We start from the raw sequence: 24428 nt of genomic DNA on the forward strand, positions 1-24428 counted from the left end.
CATGAGTGTGATAGCGCAGGCAGGGGCGAAGGGTCGTCAACTGCACAAGTTTGGTGGTAGTAGTCTTGCTGATGTGAAGTGTTACCTGCGCGTTGCAGGGATCATGACCGAGTATTCACAGCCGGGTGACATGATGGTTGTCTCGGCGGCGGGCAGCACCACCAACCAGTTGATTAGCTGGCTGAAACTGAGCCAGACCGATCGCCTTTCTGCGCATCAGGTACAACAGTCTTTACGCCGTTACCAGAGCGAGCTGATTGCCGGCCTGCTGCCTGCGGACGTGGCGGATGGACTGATCAGCGCCTTTACCCATGACCTTGAGCGTCTGGCTGCCCTGCTGGACAGCGGTATTACCGACGCGGTCTATGCCGAAGTGGTGGGCCACGGTGAAGTGTGGTCCGCACGTCTGATGGCCGCCGTTCTGCAACACCTGGGCGTGGAGGCGGCCTGGCTCGACGCGCGTGATTTCCTGCGTGCCGAACGCGCCGCGCAGCCTCAGGTGGATGAAGGTTTGTCCTACCCGCTGCTGCAACAGCTGCTGGTGCAGCATCCGGGCAAACGTATCGTCGTGACCGGCTTTATCAGCCGCAGCAACGCGGGCGAAACCGTGCTACTGGGCCGTAACGGCTCGGACTACTCGGCAACGCAAATTGGTGCCCTGGCGGGCGTGTCCCGCGTCACCATCTGGAGCGACGTGGCCGGTGTCTACAGCGCGGACCCGCGTAAGGTGAAAGATGCCTGCCTGCTGCCGCTGCTGCGTCTCGACGAAGCCAGCGAGCTGGCGCGTCTGGCCGCGCCGGTACTGCACGCCCGTACGCTGCAGCCGGTTTCCGGTAGCGATATCGACCTGCAGCTGCGCTGCAGCTATACCCCGGATCAAGGCTCTACCCGTATCGAACGCGTACTGGCCTCCGGTACGGGCGCGCGTATTGTCACCAGCCACGACGACATCTGCCTGATTGAGTTCCAGGTGCCTGCGGGCCAGGACTTCAAGCTGGCGCATAAAGATATCGACCTGATCCTCAAACGTGCTCAGGTGCGCCCGCTGGCCGTCGGCGTTCACAACGACCGCCAGCTGCTGCAGTTCTGCTATACCGCAGAAGTGGCGGACAGCGCGCTGAAAATCCTCGATGAAGCGGGCCTGCCGGGCGAGCTTCGCCTGCGTCAGGGTCTGGCGCTGGTGGCGATGGTGGGCGCGGGCGTCACCCGTAACCCGCTGCACTGCCACCGTTTCTGGCAGCAGCTGAAAGGCCAGCCGGTGGAGTTCACCTGGCAGTCGGAAGAGGGAATCAGCCTGGTGGCCGTGCTGCGTAAAGGGCCAACCGAGAGCCTGATTCAGGGTCTGCATACCTCCCTGTTCCGCGCGGAAAAACGCATCGGCCTGGTGCTGTTCGGGAAAGGGAACATCGGTTCCCGCTGGCTGGAACTGTTCGCCCGTGAGCAGGAAACGCTCTCCGCGCGTACCGGATTTGAATTTATTCTCGCGGGCGTGGTGGACAGCCGCCGTAGCCTGTTGAATTACGAAGGGCTGGACGCCAGCCGCGCGCTTGCCTTCTTTAATGATGAAGCCGTTGAGCAGGATGAAGAGTCCCTGTTCCTGTGGATGCGCGCGCACCCTTACGATGACCTGGTCGTGCTGGACGTGACCGCCAGCGAGCAGCTTGCGGATCAGTATCTGGATTTCGCCAGCCACGGCTTCCACGTCATCAGCGCCAACAAGCTGGCGGGGGCGAGCAGCACCGATAAATACCGTCAGATCCACGACGCGTTTGAAAAAACCGGTCGTCACTGGCTGTACAACGCTACCGTTGGCGCGGGGCTGCCGGTTAACCATACCGTGCGCGACCTGATTGAAAGCGGCGACAGCATTCTGGCGCTGAGCGGTATCTTCTCCGGTACGCTCTCCTGGCTGTTCCTGCAGTTCGACGGCACCGTACCCTTCACCGACCTGGTGGATCAGGCATGGCAGCAGGGCTTAACCGAGCCCGATCCGCGCGTGGACCTTGCCGGGAAAGACGTGATGCGTAAGCTGGTGATCCTGGCGCGTGAAGCGGGCTACGACATCGAACCGGGTCAGGTGCGTGTTGAATCGCTGGTGCCTGCGGGCTGTGAGGAAGGGTCTGTGGATCACTTCTTCGAAAACGGCGACGAGCTGAACGAGCAGATGGTACAGCGTCTGGAAGCCGCCAACGAGATGGGCCTGGTGCTGCGCTACGTAGCGCGTTTCGAGGCGAACGGTAAAGCGCGCGTAGGCGTGGAGGCGGTGCGTCCTGAACATCCGCTGGCGGCGCTGCTGCCGTGCGATAACGTCTTCGCTATCGAAAGCCGCTGGTACCGCGATAACCCGCTGGTGATCCGAGGTCCGGGCGCGGGGCGCGATGTCACCGCCGGGGCGATCCAGTCAGACATTAACCGTTTGGCTAAGCTGCTGTAAAAACTGAATTTCCCTCTCCCTGTGGGAGAGGGTTAGGGTGAGGGCATCAGACCGCACTCACCCCCATCCTGAATTCCCTTCATCTTCCCTGAACAAACCTCACCGTTATTGTTGATTATTTATGTTGACGTCACTCCGCTTTTCCGTCATTTTTACATCTGGACGTCTAAACGTATAGAAGTTCACAACACCACAGACAACGACACGCGATAGATAGAGGTAAGGTATGAGCTTTTTTCACGCCAACCAGCGGGAAGCCCTGAATCAGAGCCTGGCCGAAGTAAACGGCCAGATTAACGTCTCTTTTGAATTTTTCCCGCCGCGCACCAGTGAAATGGAGCAAACCCTGTGGAGCTCTATCGATCGCCTGAGCAGCCTGAAACCGAAGTTTGTTTCCGTGACTTATGGTGCTAACTCCGGCGAGCGTGACCGTACGCACAGCATCATTAAAGGCATCAAAGATCGTACCGGTCTGGAAGCGGCACCGCACCTTACCTGTATCGACGCCACCCGCGACGAGCTGCGGGCTATCGCCCAGGATTACTGGAATAACGGCATTCGTCATATCGTTGCCCTGCGCGGTGACCTGCCGCCGGGGAGCGGCAAGCCGGACATGTATGCCGCCGATCTGGTTGCGCTGCTGAAAGACGTGGCTGACTTTGATATCTCCGTTGCTGCTTATCCTGAAGTGCATCCGGAAGCGAAAAGCGCCCAGGCGGACCTGCTCAACCTGAAACGCAAAGTCGACGCTGGCGCGAACCGCGCGATAACGCAATTTTTCTTCGATGTTGAAAGCTACCTGCGCTTCCGTGACCGCTGCGTTTCTGCGGGTATCGACGTCGAAATTATCCCGGGCATTCTGCCGGTCTCTAACTTCAAACAGGCGAAGAAATTTGCCGATATGACCAATGTGCGCATTCCGCTTTGGATGTCTAAAATGTACGAGGGGCTGGACGATGACCCGGAAACACGCAAGCTGGTGGGCGCAAATATCGCGATGGACATGGTGAAGATCTTGAGTCGTGAAGGGGTGAAGGATTTCCACTTCTACACGCTGAACCGTGCAGAGATGAGTTACGCCATATGCCACACGCTCGGCGTTAGACCAGGCGTGTAACAAAAAAGAGCCCTCTTCGGAGGGTTTTTTGATTTATAAGGGTTTTATTTTCCTGCCATATCAGCAATGCTGCCTTTGACGTACAAAACTCATGTATTTTCCATGGGAAATTAAACGGATTTAACTATCGAATCTGTGGGTTATCTCAACTATACCTTATCAACAAGGGCGTATATCGTAACGGTAACACTGTAAAAGGGAGCAAAGCGATGAGCACGTCAGACGAGACCAATAAAGCGGCATCAGTCGGCAAATGCCCGTTCCATCAGGGCGGCGTCGATCACAGCGCGGGCGCAGGTACAGGCAGCCGCGACTGGTGGCCAAAACAACTCCGCATCGATCTTCTTAACCAACATTCCAATCGTTCGAACCCACTGGGTGAAGACTTCGACTACCGCAAAGAATTTAGCAAGCTCGATTACTCCGCCCTTAAAGGCGATCTCAAAACACTTTTAACCGATTCTCAACCGTGGTGGCCTGCCGACTGGGGCAGCTATGCGGGCCTGTTTATCCGTATGGCCTGGCACGGGGCAGGTACCTATCGCTCCGTTGACGGACGCGGCGGTGCCGGACGCGGTCAACAACGTTTTGCCCCGCTGAACTCCTGGCCTGATAACGTGAGCCTGGATAAGGCGCGCCGCCTGCTGTGGCCTATCAAACAAAAATACGGACAAAAAATTTCCTGGGCTGACCTGTTTATCCTCGCGGGTAACGTGGCGCTGGAGAACTCCGGCTTCCGCACCTTTGGTTTTGGCGCCGGGCGTGAAGACGTCTGGGAGCCGGATCTGGACGTGAACTGGGGCGATGAAAAGGCCTGGCTGACCCACCGTGACCCGGAAGCGCTGGCGAAGCGTCCTCTCGCCGCCACCGAAATGGGCCTGATTTACGTCAACCCGGAAGGGCCAAACGCCAGCGGTGAACCCCTGTCTGCTGCGGCGGCCATTCGCGCGACCTTCGGCAACATGGGCATGAACGACGAAGAGACCGTTGCGCTGATCGCGGGCGGCCACACTCTCGGCAAAACCCACGGCGCGGGTGAAGCCACGCACGTGGGCACCGACCCGGAAGCCTCGCCGATTGAAGCGCAGGGCCTGGGCTGGGCGAGCACGCACGGCACGGGGATTGGCGCAGATGCCATTACCTCCGGTCTGGAAGTCATCTGGTCGCAAACCCCGACCCAGTGGAGCAACTACTTCTTCGAGAACCTGTTCAAATACGAATGGGTACAGACCCGCAGCCCGGCAGGTGCGATTCAGTTTGAAGCCGTGGATGCACCGGAAATCATGCCCGATCCGTTCGACCCGTCGAAAAAACGCAAGCCAACCATGCTGGTTACCGACCTGACGCTGCGTTTTGACCCGGAATTCGAGAAAATTTCCCGCCGCTTCCTGAACGATCCGCAGGCCTTCAACGAAGCCTTCGCGCGTGCCTGGTTCAAGCTGACCCACCGCGATATGGGGCCAAAAGCGCGTTACATCGGCCCGGAAGTGCCGAAAGAAGATCTGATTTGGCAGGATCCGCTGCCGCAGGCGGTGTTCAATCCTTCGAAAGAAGACATTGAAAGCCTGAAAGCGGAAATTGTGGCATCCGGTCTGTCCGTGAGTGAACTGGTTTCGGTTGCCTGGGCGTCAGCGTCAACCTTCCGCGGTGGCGATAAGCGCGGCGGTGCCAACGGCGCGCGTCTGGCACTGGCACCTCAGCGCGATTGGGATGTGAACGCCGCGGCGGTTCGCGCGTTACCGGCTCTGGAAGCTATCCAGCGCACTACCAACAAAGCTTCACTGGCCGATATCATCGTGCTGGCGGGCGTCGTAGGCGTTGAGCAGGCTGCGAAAGCCGCAGGTGTTTACGTCAACGTACCGTTCACGCCGGGCCGCGTCGATGCGCGTCAGGACCAAACGGATATCGAGATGTTTACTCTGCTCGAACCGATTGCCGACGGCTTCCGCAACTACCGTGCGCAGGTGGATGTGTCCACCACCGAGTCACTGCTGATCGACAAAGCCCAGCAGCTGACGCTGACCGCGCCAGAGCTGACGGTGCTGATCGGTGGCCTGCGCGTTCTGGGTGCCAACTTCGATGGCAGCAAGAATGGCGTATTCACCAACCGTGAAGGCGTGCTGAGCAACGATTTCTTCGTGAACCTGCTGGACATGAACACCCAGTGGAAGGCGACCGACGAATCAAACGAACTGTTTGCCGGAAGCGATCGCACCAGCGGTGAAGTGAAATACACCGCTACCCGTGCCGACCTTGTCTTCGGTTCCAACGCTGTCCTGCGCGCGCTGGCTGAGGTTTACGCCAGCAGCGATGCCAGCGAGAAGTTCGTTCGTGACTTTGTAGCGGCATGGGCGAAGGTGATGGATCTGGATCGGTTTGACCTGCAGTAACCCTTGTGCCGGGTGGCGCTAACGCTTACCCGGCCTACGGGCAAAAAAATCCCCGCTGATGCGGGGATTTTTATTCACGCTATTTACTCCCACTCCTGCAGGAACCGCTGCCCATACTGGTCGGCAACCAGCAGCGCCGCGTAAACCTGATCCGGTGACACGCCGCCCGGCATGTTGTGAATGGTTTCACCTTCTGCGCAAGATGCCTCCGCAATCAGACGCATTTTCGCCGGAATGTCTTCTTTGATATTCAATTGTGCCAACGTGATCGGCAGCCCCACGCTGTGACAAAGTGCCGCGACGGTTTCGATCTCTTCTACCGGCGCATTTTCCAGCACCAGTTGAGTCAGCGTGCCAAACGCCACTTTTTCGCCGTGGTAGAAGTGATGCGCATCCGGTACCGCCGTCATACCGTTATGAATTGCGTGTGCCGCTGCCAGACCACCGCTTTCAAAACCTACGCCGCTGAGATAGGTGTTGGCTTCGATAATGCGTTCAAGAGCAGGCGTCACCACGTGCTGTTCCGCTGCCAGCATCGCCTTCTCACCCTCTTCAACCAGCGTGTTGTAGCACAGCTCGGCCAGCGCTAACGCCGCCTGTGTGCACTTTCCGCCCGCCATAGTGGTTGCCCCGCTGCGCGAGCAGGCGCGTGCTTCAAACCAGGTTGCCAGTGCATCGCCAATCCCGGCGGCCAGCAGCCGCGCCGGTGCGCCCGCCACCACTTTGGTGTCGACAATGACCATGTTCGGGTTGTGCGGCAGCATCAGGTAGCGGTCGAACTCACCGCTGTCGGTATAAATCACGGAAAGGGCGCTGCACGGCGCATCGGTGGAGGCGATGGTTGGCGCAATGGCGACCGGCACGTCCATAAAGTGGGCAAGCGCTTTGGCGGTATCCAGCGTTTTACCGCCGCCAATGCCCAGCACTGCCATGCAGTCGGCGCTGTCGGCCAGCTTTTTCAGACGATCGATTTCATTTTGTGAACATTCGCCGCCAAACGGCGCGATTTCGGCATGCAGTTCGGCTTTTTTAAAACTTTGACGCAGGGTTTCTTCGGCAAAACCCAGCACAAATTTATCGCCGACAACCAGCCAGCGCTGTGCCAGCGGTTTCAGATAGTCGCCGAGACGGGTAAGCACATCAGCTCCCTGGATGTATTTCCCAGGTGATTGAATGATACGGTCCATAACAGTTCTCCCTTAGAGGTTGAGGTTACCAAACGCGTTTTTCCAGTCCTGCTCGAACTTCTCTATGGCTGACTCTACCGCCGGGGTGCCGAGCATTTGTTGCGCTACATCTAAAGGAAGCGTGATTGCTTCACATCCGGCGAGAAGGCAGTCCAGCGCCTGGCGCGGCGTTTTGAAGCTGGCGGCGAGCACCCTGCTTTCCGGCGCGTGCAGTTCCAGCAGGGATTGCAGCTCCTGGACCATGCGAATGCCGTCACCACCCTGAGCATCAACGCGGTTTACATAGGGCGCGACATATTTCGCTCCCGCCAGCGCGGCGAGCAAACCCTGTGCGGCGCTATAAACGGCAGTACCCAGCGTGGTAATGCCCTCTTTTCTCAGCGCTTTGATCGCGGTAAGCCCCTCAGCCATGACCGGGATTTTCACCACGATGTCCGGGATGGCATTACTCAGGCGTTTAGCTTCAGCCACCATGCCTTCTGCGTCTCGGCTCATGGTTTGGGCAAACAGCGTGCCTTCTGGTCCAATGGCTTTTTGCAGGCGCGGGAGCACCTCCCAGATGGATTCGCGGCTGGCAGCAATGATGCTCGGATTTGTGGTGACGCCCGCTATGGGAAAAATGCGCGCCAGGCGTTCTACTTCCGCCACGTTGGCGGTATCCAGGTACAGTTCCATTATTTTTCCTTAAGTCAGAAAGGTTGAATAAAGGATACGGCGCACCCAGGCGCGGCGAATACAGGCCAATTTTGCTAAATACTGGACAAATGTAATGTCCTTAGCGAAGTGAGAGAGCGATCACAATGCTACTTTTTGGCGATGAGCTGGCTGTGATACTGGCGTCGATATTCGGAAGGGGAACGTTCGGTGTGTTTGCGAAAGAGACGGCAAAAGTAGTTGCTGTCCGTAAATCCGCAGCGAGTGGCGATATCTTTAATTTTGAGATCATAGCCTTTCAGCAGCTGACGCGCATGTTCCAGGCGCGTTTTTGTTAAATATTCATTGAATCCGACGCTGCCGACTTTCTGGAATAGATGGGAAAGGTAGTTTGGTGAGATGTAGAACGCCTGTGCTACGGATTCGCGAGTTAACAAAGAGGCATAATTTTCTTCGATATAGCTCCGAACGGCTTCGAACAGTGCCCGGCTGCGGCTGTCTGTGTGAATTTCGCTGCCAAGCAGATCCCGGCAGTGGCTGAGCAGACTTAAAATCACCAGCCTTGCTGTGTCTTGCTCCTCAGGCTGCATCTGTAATTCGGTGAGCGTTTGCAGAAGAAAAGCCCCCGTTCGCGGGCCACGTCGGGCAATCTGTAATTGTTGTAAGAGTACATTGTCACGCTGTAACTCGATTGTAAGCTGCTGCTTACCGAAATGTATGCTCAGGACGTGAGGCGCGGGAGGTGTGATTTGTCCAAAAAAAGAAAAAAAGGCCTCGCAGGGGGTATCAAGCGTAATGCCGAGGCAGGGAGAGGTTCGGGGATGCTGTTCAGTCAGCGCTGAGAAATGAATCTGACCCAGCGGTAACGAGCGGTTCACCAGGTCAGTCAAAATCTGGGTGATATCGAAATGCATAAGGAACTACCGAAATTTGCCGGGTGGCGCTAACGCTTACCCGGCCTACTTATCGTAGGCCCGTGCAAGCGCAGCGCCGCCGGGCGTAAAGCATTAGCCAGTGTTACGCATACCTGCCGCAACGCCTGCAATCGTCACCATTAACGCCTGTTCGACGCGTGGATCCGGCTCTTTACCTTCCTCTTCTGCCAGACGCGAACGGTGCAGCAGCTCGGCCTGCAGGACGTTAAGCGGGTCGGTGTAGATATTACGCAGCTGGATAGATTCGGCAATCCACGGCAGGTCTTCCATCAGGTGTGAGTCGTTGGCAATATCCAGTACCACTTTGATGTCGCCTTCCAGCAGTTCGCGCAGCTCTTTACCCAGCGTCCACAGTTCAGGTTTCACCAGACGCTGATCGTAGTATTCCGCCAGCCACAGGTCAGCTTTCGAGAAGACCATCTCAAGCATGCCCAGGCGGGTAGAGAAGAACGGCCAGTCGCGGCACATGGTTTCCAGTTCATTTTGCTTGCCGTCTTCCACCACTTTCTGCAGTGCGGCACCGGCACCCAGCCAGGCGGGCAGCATCAGACGGTTTTGCGTCCAAGCGAAGATCCACGGAATTGCACGCAGAGACTCGACGCCACCGGTTGGGCGACGTTTGGCCGGACGCGAGCCCAGCGGCAGTTTACCCAGCTCCTGCTCAGGGGTTGCCGAGCGGAAGTAAGGCACGAAATCTTTGTTTTCACGCACGTAGCCGCGGTAAAGATCGCAGGAGATATCTGACAGCTCGTCCATGATGTGGCACCAGGACTCTTTCGGCTCCGGCGGCGGCAGCAGGTTCGCTTCCAGAATGGCGCTGGTGTAGAGCGACAGGCTGCTGATCGTCACTTCCGGCAGACCGTATTTAAAGCGGATCATCTCGCCCTGCTCGGTGACGCGCAGGCCGCCTTTCAGGCTTCCCGGTGGTTGTGACAGCAGCGCTGCGTGAGCAGGTGCGCCGCCACGGCCGATTGAGCCACCGCGTCCGTGGAACAGGGTCAGTTCAATACCGGCTTTCTCGCAGGTTTTGATCAGCGCGTCCTGCGCCTGATACTGCGCCCAGGATGCCGCCATGACGCCCGCGTCTTTTGCAGAGTCGGAATAGCCGATCATCACCATCTGCTTGCCCTGAATAAAGCCGCGATACCAGTCGATGTTCAGCAACTGCGTCATCACGTCGTTGGCGTTGTTCAGGTCATCGAGGGTTTCAAAGAGTGGCGCGACCGGCAGAGCGTAGTCGATACCGGCTTCTTTCAGCAGGAGGTGAACGCCCAGCACGTCAGACGGGGTTTTCGCCATGGAGATCACATAGGCGGCCACCGATCCTTTCGGCGCATCCACGATCGCCTTACAGGTATTGAGCACTTCGCGGGTGTCGTTGCTTGGCTCCCAGTTGCGCGGCAGGAGAGGGCGCTTGGAATTCAGTTCGCGGATCAGGAAGGCCTGCTTGTCGGCTTCGGACCAGCTTTCATAATCGCCGATGCCGAGGTAGCGGGTCAGTTCACCCAGCGCTTCAGTATGACGGGTACTTTCCTGACGCACATCGATACGCACCAGCGGCACGCCGAAACACTTCACGCGGCGCAGGGTGTCGAGCAGTTCGCCGTTAGCAATGATGCCCATGCCACAGGCCTGAAGCGACTGGTAACAGGCGTACAGCGGCTCCCAGAGCTGCTCGTTCTGGCTGAGCAGACCTTCGGGTTTCGGCAGGCGCTGACCTTTGAGGCGTGCTTCCAGCCAGGCCTGAGTCGCCATCAGCTGACCACGCAGTTTTTTCATCAGGAAACGGTACGGCTCGCTGGCACCTTCTTCTCCGGCCAGCGCGCGCAGTTCCGGCGTTGCTTCAACCATCGACAGCTCGGAGATCAGCACCTGAATGTCCTTCAGGAACAGATCGGTCGCTTTCCAGCGGCTCAGCAGCAGGACGTGACGGGTGATTTCTGCGGTCACGTTCGGGTTACCGTCGCGGTCGCCGCCCATCCAGGAGGTGAAGCGCACCGGAACAAAATCAACCGGCAGGCGGTAGCCCAGGTTCTCTTCCAGCTGTTCGTTCAGCTCGCGCAGGTAGTTTGGTATCCCTTCCCACAGGCTGTTTTCCACCACCGCAAAGCCCCATTTGGCCTCGTCGACCGGGCTTGGGCGATGTTTACGAATTTCATCGGTATGCCAGGACTGGGCAATCAGCTGGCGCAGGCGTCGCATCAGCTGGTTGCGCTCGTAGTCGGCAATGTCTTTGTTATCCAACTGCTTCAGACAGTTGTTCACTTCCACCATTTTGTGGATCAGCGTACGACGAGTGATCTCGGTTGGGTGAGCGGTCAGCACCAGCTCCAGCGAAAGAGATTCCACCGCTTTTTTGATGGTGGCTTCGTTGAGATTGGGCTGGTCTTTGAGTTTACGAAGCGTACGGGCAATGACTTCCGGGTTGCTGGCAGCTTCGCCATTTGGCGAAATGCTGTGGTATTGCTCAGCGGTGTTGGCCAGATTCAGGAACTGGCTGAATGCGCGTGCAACGGGCAGCAGCTCATCATTTGACAGGTTCTGCAAGGTGGTGAGCAGCTCCTGACGATTGGCTTCGTTACCGGCACGGGAAGATTTAGACAGCTTGCGGATGGTTTCAACGCGGTCGAGGATGTTTTCCCCCAACGCATCTTTGATGGTATCTCCAAGCACTTTGCCGAGCATACTGACATTACTACGCAACGCGGAATATTGTTCGTTCATAAAAACCCAGTCACCCCATCATTTTTGTTTATGCCCAATCGAAAATCTTTTGGACATTATTTTGTCATCTCCCTTTATAAAGCCACGTAAAACCCCCGTCGTCAATTGCTGCGAAAACGGTTCAGCAAACGAATAAATGTGGGCAATTTACGAAATTTAATTCGCTTTGCGTCAGATAAGAGATGCTTATGGGAATGTGACGGAGATCATGCGATTTATTGCCCTCACCCTAACCCTCTCCCACAGGGAGAGGGGACTCTTCGGGGCCGTTTTAATGCCAGCAGAAGTGATGCACAACCTGGGTAATCAGTTCGCGGGTGGGCTTGATGAAGCGGGTTTCCAGATATTCATCCGGCTGGTGGGCCTGGTTGATGGAACCCGGGCCAAGCACTAGCGTCGGGCACAGGGTCTGAATAAACGGCGCTTCGGTGCAGTAGTTCACCACGTCGGTTTTTTCGCCGAGCAGTTTTTCCACCACCTGGACCAGCTGGTGATCCGGCGGGCACTCATAGCCCGGGATCGGCGGGTGCAGTTCCGAGACCGTCAGGCGGCCCGGCCAGCGTTCGCTCACCGGGGCCAGCGCTTCATTCAGCAGGCCGTCGAGATCGCTCAGGGTCATGCCCGGCAGCGGGCGGATGTCCATGTGCAGTTCACAGCAGGCGCAGATGCGGTTCGAGGCATCACCGCCGTGCAGGCTGCCGAGGTTTAGCGTCGGATACGGCACGGTGAACGCCTCGTAGTGATAGCGCTCTTTCAGGTCGTCGCGCAGGGTCATGATGCGGCCGATGGCGTCATGCATCAGTTCGATGGCGTTCACGCCGCGCGCCGGATCGCTGGAGTGGCCGGACTGGCCCAGCACGCGCACGGCGGTAGAGATATGGCCTTTATGCGCGCGAATCGGCTGCAGAGACGTCGGCTCGCCGATGATCGCGCAATCCGGGCGAATCGACGTGTTTTCAGAGAAGTAGCGCGCGCCCGCCATGCTGGTCTCTTCATCGGCGGTCGCGAGGATATAGAGCGGCTTTTTCAGCTTCGTCACGTCCACGTCACGCAGCGCGTCGAGGATAAAGGCGAAGAAGCCTTTCATGTCGGCGGTGCCCAGGCCGTAGAGCTTGTTGTCGTGCTCGGTCAGGGTGAACGGGTCGCGCGTCCAGCGGCCATCGTCAAACGGTACGGTGTCGGTATGACCGGCCAGCAGCAGGCCGCCCGCACCGGTACCGGTGCTGGCGAGCAGGTTGAATTTGTGGCGTGTTCCGGGGACGGGCTGAACCTCAACGTTAAACCCAAGATCGCTAAACCAACCCGCCAGCAGATTGATTAAAGACTCATTGCTCTGATCCAGCGCTTCTTCCGTTGCGCTGATGGACGGAGTGGCAATCAGGGCGCGGTAGATCTCGATAAATGGCGGTAAGTTCATTTTCATTGTTGACACACCTTAGGTCGTGATAGTATCAATATTCATGCAATAAATGTGAATAAAAATACATTAACGTTGAGCATAAAGGAACCCGATGTTGAATACGCTGATTGTAGGCGCTAGCGGTTATGCGGGCGCAGAGCTTGTAAGCTACGTGAATCGCCATCCACATATGACCATAACCGCTTTGACCGTGTCAGCGCAAAGCAATGATGCAGGAAAGTTAATTTCCGATTTGCATCCGCAGCTTAGGGGCATTGTCGATCTGCCGCTGCAGCCAATGTCTGACATCAGCGAGTTTACCGACGGCGTCGACGTGGTGTTTTTAGCCACCGCGCACGAGGTCAGTCACGACCTGGCGCCGCAGTTTCTGGCGGCTGGCTGCGTAGTCTTCGACCTCTCCGGCGCGTTCCGCGTTAACGACGGCGCGTTTTACGAAAAATATTACGGTTTCACCCATCAGCACCCTGATCTGCTTGAAAAAGCGGTGTACGGCCTGGCGGAGTGGAGCGCAGACAAGCTGAAAGAAGCGAACCTGATTGCCGTGCCGGGCTGCTACCCGACGGCGGCGCAGCTTTCCCTGAAGCCGCTGATCGACGCGGGCCTGCTGGATCTCAACCAGTGGCCGGTGATCAACGCTACCAGCGGCGTGAGCGGAGCAGGGCGCAAGGCCGCTATCTCCAACAGCTTCTGCGAAGTGAGCCTTCAGCCGTATGGCGTGTTTAATCACCGTCATCACCCTGAAATCACGACGCATCTGGGCGCCGAGGTGATTTTCACCCCGCATCTGGGCAGCTTCCCGCGTGGGATCCTCGAAACCATTACCTGCCGCCTGAAGCCGGGCGTGACCAAAGAGCAGGTGAGCGAGGCCTTCACGCAGGCGTACGCGGATAAACCGCTGGTACGTCTGTACGACAAAGGCGTGCCGGCGCTGAAAAACGTGGTCGGCCTGCCATTCTGCGATATCGGTTTTGCCGTGCAGGGCGAGCATATAATTGTGGTGGCCGCAGAAGATAACTTACTCAAAGGCGCTGCCGCACAGGCAATGCAGTGTGCAAATATTCGTTTCGGTTTCCCGGAAACGCAGGCTCTTATTTAAGGTGTGATGATGAACCCATTAATTATCAAACTCGGTGGTGTACTGCTGGACAGCGAAGAAGCGCTGGAGCGTCTGTTTACCGCGCTGGTGAACTATCGTGAATCACACCAACGTCCGCTGGTGATTGTGCACGGCGGCGGCTGCGTGGTGGACGAGCTGATGAAAGGACTCAACCTGCCGGTGAAAAAGAAGAACGGCCTGCGCGTCACGCCTGCTGACCAGATCGACATCATTACCGGTGCGCTGGCGGGTACGGCGAACAAAACGCTGCTGGCGTGGGCGAAGAAACACCACATTGCCTCTGTTGGCCTCTATCTGGGCGATGGCGACAGCGTAAAAGTGAGCCAGCTCGACGAAGAGCTCGGCCACGTTGGACTGGCGCAGCCAGGTTCGCCTAAGCTGATTAATACGCTGCTGGAAGGCGGATTCCTGCCGGTGGTGAGCTCTATCGGTGTGACCGAAGAGGGCGAGCTGATGAACGTCAACGCTGACCAGGCGGCGACGGCACTGGCGGCAACGCTGGGTGCGGACCTGATCCTGCTCTCCGACGTGAGCGGCATTCTGGACGGTAAAGGCCAGCGCATTGCGGAAATGACCGCCGCCAAAGCCGAGCAGCTGATCGAACAGGGCATTATTACCGACGGCATGATCGTTAAAGTGAACGCCGCGCTGGATGCGGCGCGCACGCTGGGCCGCCCTGTGGATATCGCCTCCTGGCGTCACGCGGAGCAGCTCCCGGCGCTGTTCAACGGCACGCCGATTGGCACGCGTATTTTAGCCTAAGTTTTTATTGAATGACCGTAGGCCGGGTAAGCGAAGCGCCACCCGGCAGAACTAACGAATAAAGGAATCATGTTATGGCACTTTGGGGTGGGCGTTTTACACAGGCAGCGGATCAGCGGTTCAAACAGTTCAACGACTCTTTGCGCTTCGACTACCGCCTGGCCGAACAGGATATTGTCGGCTCTGTGGCCTGGTCCAAAGCGCTGGTGACGGTGGGCGTACTGACCGCAGACGAACAACTACAGCTGGAAGACGCGCTGAACAATCTGCTGGAAGAGGTGCGTCTTAACCCGCAGCAGATCCTCGAAAGCGATGCTGAAGATATTCACAGCTGGGTGGAAGGCAAACTGATCGACAAAGTCGGCCAACTGGGTAAAAAGCTGCACACCGGGCGCAGCCGTAACGATCAGGTCGCCACCGACCTGAAGCTGTGGTGTAAACATACCGTTGGCGAACTGCTGGCGGCCAACCGTCAGCTGCAGAGTGCGCTGGTGGAGACCGCGCAGAACAATCAGGACGCGGTGATGCCGGGTTATACCCACCTGCAGCGCGCCCAGCCGGTGACCTTTGCGCACTGGTGTCTGGCCTACGTTGAGATGCTGGCGCGTGACGAAAGCCGTCTGCAGGATACACTGAAGCGCCTGGACGTCAGCCCGCTGGGCAGCGGCGCGCTGGCCGGTACGGCGTATGAAATTGACCGTGAACAGCTGGCAGGCTGGCTGGGCTTTGCCTCCGCCACCCGTAACAGCCTGGACAGCGTTTCTGACCGCGACCACGTGCTGGAGCTGCTCTCCAATGCCTCTATCGGGATGGTGCACCTGTCGCGCTTTGCCGAAGACCTGATCTTCTTTAACTCTGGCGAAGCGGGCTTCGTCGAACTGTCCGACCGCGTGACCTCAGGCTCATCCCTGATGCCGCAGAAGAAAAACCCGGACGCGCTGGAGCTGATCCGCGGCAAGTGTGGCCGCGTGCAGGGTGCGCTGACCGGCATGATGATGACCCTGAAAGGGCTGCCGCTGGCGTACAACAAAGATATGCAGGAAGACAAAGAAGGGCTGTTCGACGCGCTCGACACCTGGCTGGACTGTCTGCATATGGGCGCGCTGGTGCTGGACGGCATTCAGGTGAAACGTCCGCGCTGCCAGGAAGCGGCGCAGCAGGGCTATGCAAACTCCACCGAGCTGGCGGACTACCTGGTGGCGAAAGGCGTACCGTTCCGCGAGGCGCACCATATTGTCGGTGAAGCGGTGGTAGAAGCCATTCATCAGGGTAAACCGCTGGAGGATTTGGCGCTTGCCGACCTGCAGAAATTCAGCGCGGTGATTGGAGACGATGTGTATCCGATTCTGGCCCTGCAGTCTTGTCTGGATAAGCGTGCGGCGAAAGGCGGCGTGTCGCCGAAGCAGGTGGCGCAGGCGATTGCGGATGCGAAGAGCCGGTTGGTTTGACAATATTGCGGTGTGATGCCCTCACCCCAACCCCTCTCCCACGAGGAGAGGGGCTCGATCGGTTCCCTCTCCCTCTGGGAGAGGGTTAGGGTGAGGGAAAAACAGAGCCTGGCTTAGCGCCAGGCTTTTTTACGCAAAAAAAAAGCGGACCACGGGGTCCGCAAAAGTTCACGTTGGCTTTAGTTGTTCGAGTTTTGAGAGAAACTCGCTGACGGTGCGGGGACGTCAAGGGTCAAACACGTGCCGCCTCGTCTATGTGGTGTATTATTCAACAGAATGCTTGATAGGGATAATCGTTCGTTGCTATGCTATCTATCGCCATGAACTATCGTGGCGACGGAGGATGAATAATGAATATTCGTGATCTTGAATACCTGGTAGCGTTAGCCGAGCATCGTCACTTTCGCCGCGCGGCAGATTCCTGCCACGTCAGCCAGCCCACGCTGAGCGGTCAGATCCGCAAGCTGGAAGACGAGCTAGGCGTGATGCTGCTGGAGCGCACCAGTCGTAAGGTTCTGTTCACACAGGCAGGTCTGCTGCTGGTGGATCAGGCGCGCACCGTGCTGCGCGAGGTCAAAGTGCTCAAGGAAATGGCAAGCCAGCAGGGGGAGGCGATGTCCGGCCCGCTGCATATCGGCCTGATCCCAACCGTTGGCCCGTACCTGTTGCCGCACATCATCCCGATGCTGCACCAGACGTTCCCGAAACTCGAAATGTACCTGCATGAAGCGCAAACGCATCAGCTGCTGGCGCAGTTAGATAGCGGCAAGCTCGACTGCGCCATTCTGGCGCTGGTGAAAGAGAGCGAAGCCTTTATTGAAGTGCCGCTGTTCGATGAGCCGATGATGCTGGCGATCTATGAAGATCACCCGTGGGCGAACCGCGATCGCGTGCCGATGGCCGATCTGGCCGGTGAAAAGCTGCTGATGCTGGAAGATGGCCACTGCCTGCGCGATCAGGCGATGGGTTTCTGCTTCGAAGCGGGTGCGGATGAGGATACCCATTTCCGCGCAACCAGTCTGGAAACGCTGCGTAATATGGTCGCGGCGGGAAGCGGAATTACGCTGCTGCCTGCGCTGGCCGTGCCGCGCGAGCGTAAGCGTGATGGCGTTGTCTATCTGCCGTGCATCAAGCCGGAGCCGCGTCGCACTATTGGCCTCGTTTATCGTCCGGGTTCACCGCTGCGCAGCCGCTATGAGCAGCTGGCAGAGGCCATCCGTGGTTCGATGGATGGCCATTTTGACAACGCGTTAAAACAGGCGGTTTAAGCCGTTCAGCGCAGCTACCCGGTAGGCTTCCGCCATCGTCGGGTAGTTAAAGGTGGTGTTAACGAAGTACTCGATGGTGTTACCACCGCCTTTCTGCTCCATTATTGCCTGGCCGATATGAATGATTTCCGCCGCGCGTTCACCGAAGCAATGAATACCCAGGATCTCTTTCGTCTCTCGATGGAACAGGATCTTCAGCGTACCTACGCTCATCCCCACGATTTGCGCCCGCGCCAGATGTTTAAACTGGGCACGTCCCACCTCGTAAGGCACCTTCATTGCCGTCAGCTGCTGCTCGGTTTTACCGACCGAACTGATTTCAGGAATAGTGTAGATCCCCGTTGGGATATCTTCGATCAGGTGCGCCGTCGCTTCGCCTTTTACCAGCGCCTGTGCGGCAATGCGCCCCTGGTCGTAAGCGGCAGAGGCCAGGCTTGGGTAACCAATCACGTCGCCGACCGCGTAAACGTGCGGTAGCGCGGTCTGGTACATGCTGTTGACCTTCAGCTGACCGCGGCTGTCGGTCTCAAGCCCGATATTTTCCAGCTTCAGTGAATCCGTGTTGCCGGTACGGCCGTTGGCGTACAGTAGGCAGTCGGCTTTCAGCTTTTTGCCGGACTTCAGGTGCATGATCACCCCGTCGTCGCAGCCTTCGATCTTCTCGTACTCTTCGTTGTGGCGAATGACTACGCCGCTGTTCCAGAAGTGATAGGAGAGGGAGTCTGACATCTCCTGATCGAGGAATGCCAGCAGGCGGTCGCGGGTGTTGATGAGATCAACTTTGACCTCCATTCCGCGGAATATCGACGCATATTCACAGCCAATCACGCCCGCGCCATAGATGATCACATGGCGTGGTTCGTGCTGCAGGCTGAGAATGGAGTCGCTGTCGTAAACGCGCGGGTGCGAGAAGTCCACGTCTGCCGGATGGTATGGACGTGAACCGCAGGCGATAACAAATTTTTCGGCGGTGAGGGTTTCAACCGAACCGTCGTGGCATTCGAGCGCCAGGGTATGTTCATCCACAAAATGCGCGTTGCCCTGCAAAATCTCACAGTGGTTACGCTCATAAAACCCCTGACGCATGCGCGTCTGCTGGTTAATGACGGTATCCGCGTGATTCAGGATGTCGGCAAAGGAGGAACGAAGAAGTCGGGAGTGGTCGCTGTAGAGAGGGTTCTGGTTAAATTCAATAATGCGGCTAACGGCGTGGCGGAGGGCTTTCGAAGGGATGGTGCCCCAGTGGGTGCAACCGCCGCCGACATTATGGTAGCGCTCAATGACCGCTACTCTGGCTCCCTGTTTCACCAGACCCATAGCAGCGCCTTCGCCGCCGGGGCCGGAACCAATAACTATTGCGTCGTAATCGTAGGAATGTGGCATGGCAAGGCTTACCTGTTCTTATACATAAAAGCAACAGAATCATAACATCATTGCCAGAGTAACCCAATTATCGTTGTGCTTTTTTCCGGCAGTGGAGCACAAACCGCACGTAAACAATCATTCACAAAGCCAGGCAAACAGATTAATTTTATTCTCTGGTATAGTGCCATCAGGCCTTTGGAAGGATTCAACTATCGTGATGGGCGTAAGAGCACAACAAAAAGAGAAAACCCGGCGTTCGCTGGTGGAAGCCGCATTCAGTCAACTGAGTGCTGAGCGGAGTTTTGCCAGTTTGAGTTTGCGCGAAGTCGCACGCGAGGCCGGAATTGCGCCAACGTCCTTCTATCGTCACTTCCGTGATGTGGATGAACTGGGCCTTACCATGGTCGATGAGAGCGGGTTAATGCTGAGGCAGCTGATGCGCCAGGCGCGTCAGCGTATCGCTAAAGGGGGCAGCGTGATCCGCACCTCCGTGTCGACCTTTATGGAATTTATCGGCAATAACCCCAACGCGTTTCGCCTGCTTCTGCGCGAGCGTTCGGGCACTTCGGCGGCGTTTCGTGCCGCCGTCGCGCGTGAAATTCAGCACTTCATCGCGGAACTTGCCGACTATCTGGAACTCGAAAACCATATGCCGCGTGCGTTTACTGAAGCACAGGCCGAAGCCATGGTGACGATTGTTTTCAGCGCAGGTGCCGAAGCGCTGGATGTCAGCATTGAACAACGCAAGCAGCTCGAAGAGCGACTGGTATTGCAGCTGCGCATGATTTCGAAAGGTGCGTACTACTGGTATCGCCGTGAACAAGAGAAGTTGGCACATCAAACCGAAGAGTGAAGGTGAGTAATGAAACAGTCAGGTCAGGATAAAGGGACGCTGTTGCTGGCATTGATCGCTGGCTTATCCATTAATGGTACGTTTGCCGCTATTTTTAGCTCAATCGTGCCGTTTTCGATTTTCCCGCTTATTGCGCTGGTGCTGACGGTGTACTGCCTGCATCAACGTTACCTGAACCGCACCATGCCGGTGGGGTTACCGGGGCTGGCCGCTGCCTGCTTTATTCTGGGCGTCTTGCTGTATAGCACCGTGGTGCGCGCGGAGTATCCGGATATCGGCTCTAACTTCCTGCCGGCGGTACTGTCTGTGGCGCTGGTGTTCTGGATTGGTTCGCGCATGCGTAGCCGCAAGAGCCAGTTACCAGAGTAAAGGGTTTTGTCATTGTAGGCCGGATAAGCGAAGCGCCATCCGGCTTTTTTGGCAGGTGGCGCTTCGCTTACCTGCCCTACAAGGCCCACATTACTTCGCCGTGAGCAGTACGCCACACTCCATATGGTGCGTATACGGGAACTGATCGAACAGCGCCAGACGTTCAACCTTGTGCGTCTGGCTCAATGTTTCGAGGTTCTTGCACAGCGTCTCCGGGTTACAGGAGATGTACAAAATGCGCGGGTACGCCTGCACCATCTTTTCGGTTTCGCTGTCCAGGCCACTGCGCGGCGGGTCGACAAAAATCGTCTCACACTGGTAGCTCTTCAGATCGATCCCTTCCAGGCGGTTAAACTGGCGTACGCCGTTCATCGCCTGCGTGAACTCTTCTGCCGCCATACGAATGATCTGCACGTTGTCGATATGGTTAGCGGCAATGTTGTACTGCGCGGCGGCAACCGACGGCTTGGCGATTTCCGTGGCCAGCACGCGATCGAAGTTACGCGCCAGCGCCAGCGAGAAGTTACCGTTACCGCAGTACAGTTCCAGCAGATCGCCCTTAGACCCTTCCGTCGCTTTCAGCGCCCATTCCAGCATCTGCACGTTCATTGCGGCGTTCGGCTGGGTGAAGCTGTTCTCGACCTGACGATACACCATCTCTTTACCCGCTACCGGCAGGCGCTCGTCGATGTAGTCCTGGTCGAGCATGATTTTAGTTTTGGTCGCGCGGCCAATCAGGTGAACGTTGATGTTCTGCGCGCGCAGCGCATCGCGCAGCGCTTCTGCCTGCTCGCGCCACTCGTCGTTCAAGGCTTTGTGATACAGCAGAGAGACAATCGCCTGATTGCTTTGCGTGGTCAGGTAGTCAATCTGGAACAGCTTGTTGCGCAGCACAGGGTTGTTGCGCACGCCGTCCATTATCAGCTTCATTAACTGGTTAATGAGCTCGCTCGCCGCCGGAAAGCTGTCCACGCGGATACGGGACTTCGTCTGCTGATCGAAAATGATGTGGTACAGGTCGTCGCCGTCGTGCCAGATGCGGAACTCGGCGCGCATGCGGTAGTGGCTGACAGGAGAGCGGAACACCTCGGGAACGGGCGCGTTGAAAGGCGTCATCATACTTTGCAGGCGGACGACTTTCTCTGCCAGCTGCGCGTCGTACTGTTCTGTCGGGAGGTGTTCTGGGGTCATGATGCGTCCTGAGTGATAAAGAATTACGCGGGGATTGTAGGCATTGTTCAGGGGATGTCCAGATTTAATGGCCAATAGCTATCTGGACATCTATACGTGTCTAATTGTAGCATTCTGTTTCCGGTCTCCTGAGAGTGAAAAGGGAATCCAGTGTAAATCTGGAGCTGACGCGCAGCGGTAAAGACTGGCGGGATGAGAGTTGTAGACACTGTGAAAATGGGAAGTCTTCATCCGTATAACGCCACCTAGCCCGAAGACCTGCCGGGATCACGTCGCATTTGGTTTCATCATCGCGTGCTATGGATGAGGCCTGCGGCATCCTTCTTATATTGTGGATGCTTTAACAATGATTAAAAAAGTATCGCTGTTGACGGCGTTGTCCGTCACGGCATTTTCGGGCTGGGCGCAGGATAGTGCCGACTCGTTGGTGGTGACGGCAAATCGTTTTGAACAACCTGAAAAATCTGTTCTGGCTGCAACCTCGGTTGTAACGCGTGAAGATATTGATCGCTGGCAATCCACGACCGTTATCGATGTCATGCGCCGCTTGCCCGGCGTGGATACGGCGCAAAATGGCGGGATGGGGCAACTCTCTTCTCTCTTTATACGTGGCACCAACTCCAGTCACGTCCTGATTCTCGTCGATGGTATTCGCCTTAACCAGGCGGGTGTCACGGGATCGTCAGATCTCAGCCAGTTCCCGATCGCCCTGGTACAGCGAATCGAATACATTCGTGGACCACGTTCCGCTGTGTATGGCTCAGACGCGATTGGCGGCGTGGTGAACATTATCACCACGCGAGCAAAAGACGGTACAACGCTGAACGCGGGAGTAGGTTCGCACGGTTACCAAAATTATGGTGGCAGCACGCAGCAAACATTAGGCGACAGCACGCGCGTGACGCTGGCAGGTGATTACACCTATACCAAAGGTTTTGATGTGGTCGCGGACGGCAACAACGGTGGTCTTGCTCAGACCGATCGCGACGGTTATATGAATAAAACGCTATACGGCGCGCTGGAACATACATTCTCTGAGCAGTGGAGTGGCTTTGTGCGCGGTTATGGCTACAGCAACCGTACCGCTTATGACGGCTATTACAGCGCATTTACACCTGATGTGTTGGTTGATACCCGCCAGTTGTATAGTCAGACATGGGATGCCGGGTTGCGCTTTAACGAGGATATCTTCCATTCACAGTTGCTCTCCAGCTACAGCCACAGCAAAGACTTTAACTACGATCCGCATCTGGGGCGTTATGACTCCACGGCGACGCTGGATGAAATCAAACAGTACAACGTTCAGTGGACCAACTCCGTTGACGTCGGACACGGCAACATTGGCGCGGGTGTCGACTGGCAGAAACAGAGCACTGAACCCAACACAAACTATGTCACGAATGGCTACGACTTGCGTAATACGGGCGTCTATCTGACCGGGTTGCAAAAATTAGGCGACTTTACCCTCGAAGGAGCAGCCCGTAGCGACGATAACTCTCAGTTTGGTCGCCATGGTACCTGGCAGAGCAGTGCCGCCTGGGAATTCATTGAGGGTTATCGGTTTATCGCCTCTTACGGCACGGCATATAAAGCGCCTAATTTAGGGCAGCTTTACGGCTATTATGGCAACGACCATCTTGATCCAGAAGAAAGCAAGCAGTGGGAAGGTGCATTCGAGGGGCTTACGGCAGGTGTGAGCTGGCGTGTTTCCGCTTACCGTAACGATGTCGATAATCTTATCGACTTCAATAACAACCTCCAGGAATATTACAACGTCGGCAAAGCACGCATTAAAGGCGTAGAAGCCACGGCGTCATTTGACACTGGCCCTGTGATGCATACCGTCGGATATGACTATGTTGATGCGCGTAATGCGACGACCAATGAACTTCTTGATCGTCGTGCTAAGCAGCAGGTGAAGTACCAGCTCGATACCCAGATCTATGATCTCGACTGGAGCCTGACTTACCATTACCTGGGGACGCGTTACGACACCAACTTCGGAACCTATCCGTATCAAAAGGTTAAAATGGGCGGTGTAAGCCTGTGGGATGCCGCAGTTTCATATCCTGTCACCTCTCACCTCACAGTTCGTGGTAAAATAGCCAACCTGTTCGATAAAGATTACGAGACAGTTTATGGCTATCAAACTGCAGGACGGGAATACACCTTGTCTGGCAGCTACACCTTCTAATCCGCGTCCCACCGTGCTGGTGTTTGATTCCGGCGTCGGTGGGCTTTCGGTCTATGATGAGATTCGGCATCTGCTGCCGGATCTCCATTATATCTACGCCTTCGATAACGTCGCGTTCCCGTATGGGGAAAAGAGTGAAGACTTTATTGTGGAGCGTGTGGTTGAAATCGTCACTGCGGTTCAACAGCGCTATCCCCTGGCGCTGGCGGTTATTGCCTGCAATACGGCGAGCACGGTCTCGCTTCCTGCCCTGCGTGAAAAATTCCCGTTCCCGGTTGTGGGTGTTGTGCCTGCAATTAAACCCGCTGCACGTCTGACGGCGAATGGTATCGTCGGTTTGCTGGCCACGCGTGGCACGGTAAAACGTCCTTATACGCGCGAGCTCATTGACCGTTTCGCCAATGAGTGCCAGATCGCCATGCTGGGTTCGGCAGAACTGGTGGAGATGGCGGAAGCCAAGTTGCACGGAAAGGCGGTATCACTCGACGAGCTGCGTCGCATTCTTCGCCCGTGGCTGCGGATGCCGGAGCCACCGGATACGGTTGTGCTGGGCTGCACTCACTTCCCTCTATTACAGGAAGAACTGTTAGAGGTTCTCCCGGAAGGAACTCGGCTGGTGGATTCTGGTGCTGCCATCGCTCGACGCACGGCCTGGCTGCTGGAACATGAAGCGCCGGATGCAAAATCGTCTGACGCGAATATCGCTTTTTGTATGGCGATAACAAAAGAAACTGAGCAACTTTTACCCGTTTTACGCCGTTATGGGTTTGAAACGCTCGAAAAACTGGCGCTCTGACACAGTTTTGCGCAAAAAAGAGACGGTTAAACGTTTTTTTTAAAAGAGGGGTTGTCAACGTCTGAGAACTCCCTATAATGCGCCTCCACTGACACGGAACAACGGCTTGCAGGCCGCCGGGTTAGCGGGGTTCAGAGATGAACGCCAACAGAGAAAAGTAAAAATAATTGCTTGACTCTGAATGAGGAAAACGTAATATACGGG

Annotated in this window: 18 protein-coding genes and 1 riboswitch; of the genes, 11 read left to right on the forward strand and 7 right to left on the reverse strand. The window is 56.7% G+C overall.

What is annotated here, in order from left to right; genetic code table 11:
- Position 1 precedes the first annotated feature (1 nt).
- The 3 genes from HV355_RS12930 (at position 2) to katG (ending at position 5941) form a co-directional block, all read left to right on the forward strand.
- On the forward strand, positions 2-2434 hold the full coding sequence (locus tag HV355_RS12930) for a bifunctional aspartate kinase/homoserine dehydrogenase II (protein WP_108417936.1): 2433 nt from the start codon (positions 2-4) through the stop codon (positions 2432-2434).
- Positions 2435-2660: 226 nt separating this feature from the next.
- Positions 2661-3551 carry a methylenetetrahydrofolate reductase gene (gene metF, locus HV355_RS12935; RefSeq protein ID WP_010436968.1) on the forward strand — a complete coding sequence of 297 codons (891 nt, stop codon included), beginning with the start codon at positions 2661-2663 and terminating at the stop codon, positions 3549-3551.
- Positions 3552-3760: 209 nt separating this feature from the next.
- Positions 3761-5941 (forward strand): catalase/peroxidase HPI, encoded by a 2181-nt coding sequence (gene katG, locus HV355_RS12940; RefSeq protein WP_108417935.1) that lies wholly within the window; start codon positions 3761-3763, stop codon positions 5939-5941.
- A gap of 83 nt (positions 5942-6024) precedes the next feature.
- Here katG and HV355_RS12945 read toward each other — a convergent pair whose 3' ends face one another.
- The 5 genes from HV355_RS12945 to argE form a co-directional block, all read right to left on the reverse strand.
- Complete coding sequence (locus HV355_RS12945; protein WP_089599279.1) at positions 6025-7128, reverse strand: glycerol dehydrogenase; 1104 nt, start codon at positions 7126-7128, stop codon at positions 6025-6027.
- A gap of 12 nt (positions 7129-7140) precedes the next feature.
- Entirely contained in the window at positions 7141-7803 is a 663-nt protein-coding gene (gene fsa, locus HV355_RS12950; RefSeq protein WP_182402134.1) for a fructose-6-phosphate aldolase, read from the reverse strand.
- A 128-nt stretch (positions 7804-7931) separates the two neighbouring features.
- On the reverse strand, positions 7932-8696 hold the full coding sequence (locus tag HV355_RS12955) for an AraC family transcriptional regulator (RefSeq protein WP_126816757.1): 765 nt from the start codon (positions 8694-8696) through the stop codon (positions 7932-7934).
- 93 nt (positions 8697-8789) lie between these two features.
- On the reverse strand, positions 8790-11441 hold the full coding sequence (ppc, locus tag HV355_RS12960; protein WP_182402136.1) for a phosphoenolpyruvate carboxylase: 2652 nt from the start codon (positions 11439-11441) through the stop codon (positions 8790-8792).
- A 271-nt stretch (positions 11442-11712) separates the two neighbouring features.
- On the reverse strand, positions 11713-12864 hold the full coding sequence (argE, locus tag HV355_RS12965; RefSeq protein ID WP_028014830.1) for an acetylornithine deacetylase: 1152 nt from the start codon (positions 12862-12864) through the stop codon (positions 11713-11715).
- Between the two features lie 88 nt (positions 12865-12952).
- On the opposite strand from argE, the gene argC reads away from it, so the two are divergent.
- The 4 genes from argC to oxyR all read left to right on the forward strand — a co-directional run bounded on the left by argC (position 12953) and on the right by oxyR (position 17456).
- Positions 12953-13957: an N-acetyl-gamma-glutamyl-phosphate reductase gene (gene argC / locus HV355_RS12970; RefSeq protein ID WP_182402138.1), complete on the forward strand. Its 1005-nt coding sequence runs from the start codon at positions 12953-12955 to the stop codon at positions 13955-13957.
- A gap of 6 nt (positions 13958-13963) precedes the next feature.
- Positions 13964-14740, forward strand: coding sequence for an acetylglutamate kinase (argB, locus tag HV355_RS12975; RefSeq protein WP_182402140.1), 777 nt, complete (start codon positions 13964-13966; stop codon positions 14738-14740).
- A gap of 74 nt (positions 14741-14814) precedes the next feature.
- A complete protein-coding gene (argH, locus tag HV355_RS12980) occupies positions 14815-16188 on the forward strand; it encodes an argininosuccinate lyase (protein WP_182402142.1) in 1374 nt (457 codons plus the stop codon).
- 350 nt (positions 16189-16538) lie between these two features.
- Positions 16539-17456, forward strand: a complete 918-nt coding sequence (gene oxyR, locus HV355_RS12985; protein WP_014172176.1) for a DNA-binding transcriptional regulator OxyR — start codon at positions 16539-16541, stop codon at positions 17454-17456.
- Here the strand turns inward: oxyR and sthA are convergent.
- The gene (gene sthA / locus HV355_RS12990) at positions 17439-18839 is read right to left on the reverse strand and encodes a Si-specific NAD(P)(+) transhydrogenase (RefSeq protein WP_042713640.1); all 1401 of its coding nucleotides are present in this window, start codon (positions 18837-18839) and stop codon (positions 17439-17441) included. The two genes, oxyR and sthA, sit on opposite strands and share 18 nt — an antisense overlap.
- A 196-nt stretch (positions 18840-19035) precedes the next feature.
- On the opposite strand from sthA, the gene fabR reads away from it, so the two are divergent.
- Positions 19036-19674 (forward strand): HTH-type transcriptional repressor FabR, encoded by a 639-nt coding sequence (fabR, locus tag HV355_RS12995; RefSeq protein ID WP_008501784.1) that lies wholly within the window; start codon positions 19036-19038, stop codon positions 19672-19674.
- 9 nt (positions 19675-19683) lie between these two features.
- A complete protein-coding gene (locus tag HV355_RS13000; RefSeq protein WP_042713638.1) occupies positions 19684-20043 on the forward strand; it encodes a YijD family membrane protein in 360 nt (119 codons plus the stop codon).
- A gap of 90 nt (positions 20044-20133) precedes the next feature.
- Here the strand turns inward: HV355_RS13000 and trmA are convergent, their stop codons facing one another.
- Positions 20134-21234, reverse strand: coding sequence for a tRNA (uridine(54)-C5)-methyltransferase TrmA (gene trmA / locus HV355_RS13005; protein ID WP_108417926.1), 1101 nt, complete (start codon positions 21232-21234; stop codon positions 20134-20136).
- A 104-nt stretch (positions 21235-21338) separates the two neighbouring features.
- Positions 21339-21515, forward strand: a riboswitch (cobalamin riboswitch).
- A 65-nt stretch (positions 21516-21580) separates the two neighbouring features.
- On the opposite strand from trmA, the gene btuB reads away from it, so the two are divergent.
- Both btuB and murI read left to right on the forward strand, forming a co-directional pair.
- A complete protein-coding gene (btuB, locus tag HV355_RS13010; RefSeq protein ID WP_089601528.1) occupies positions 21581-23428 on the forward strand; it encodes a TonB-dependent vitamin B12 receptor BtuB in 1848 nt (615 codons plus the stop codon).
- On the forward strand, positions 23373-24224 hold the full coding sequence (gene murI, locus HV355_RS13015) for a glutamate racemase (RefSeq protein ID WP_108417925.1): 852 nt from the start codon (positions 23373-23375) through the stop codon (positions 24222-24224). The genes btuB and murI overlap by 56 nt, the downstream gene beginning before the upstream one ends.
- The last annotated feature ends 204 nt before the right edge of the window (positions 24225-24428 follow it).

Source organism: Enterobacter sp. RHBSTW-01064, from assembly GCF_014103035.1.
Lineage (GTDB): Bacteria > Pseudomonadota > Gammaproteobacteria > Enterobacterales > Enterobacteriaceae > Enterobacter > Enterobacter mori.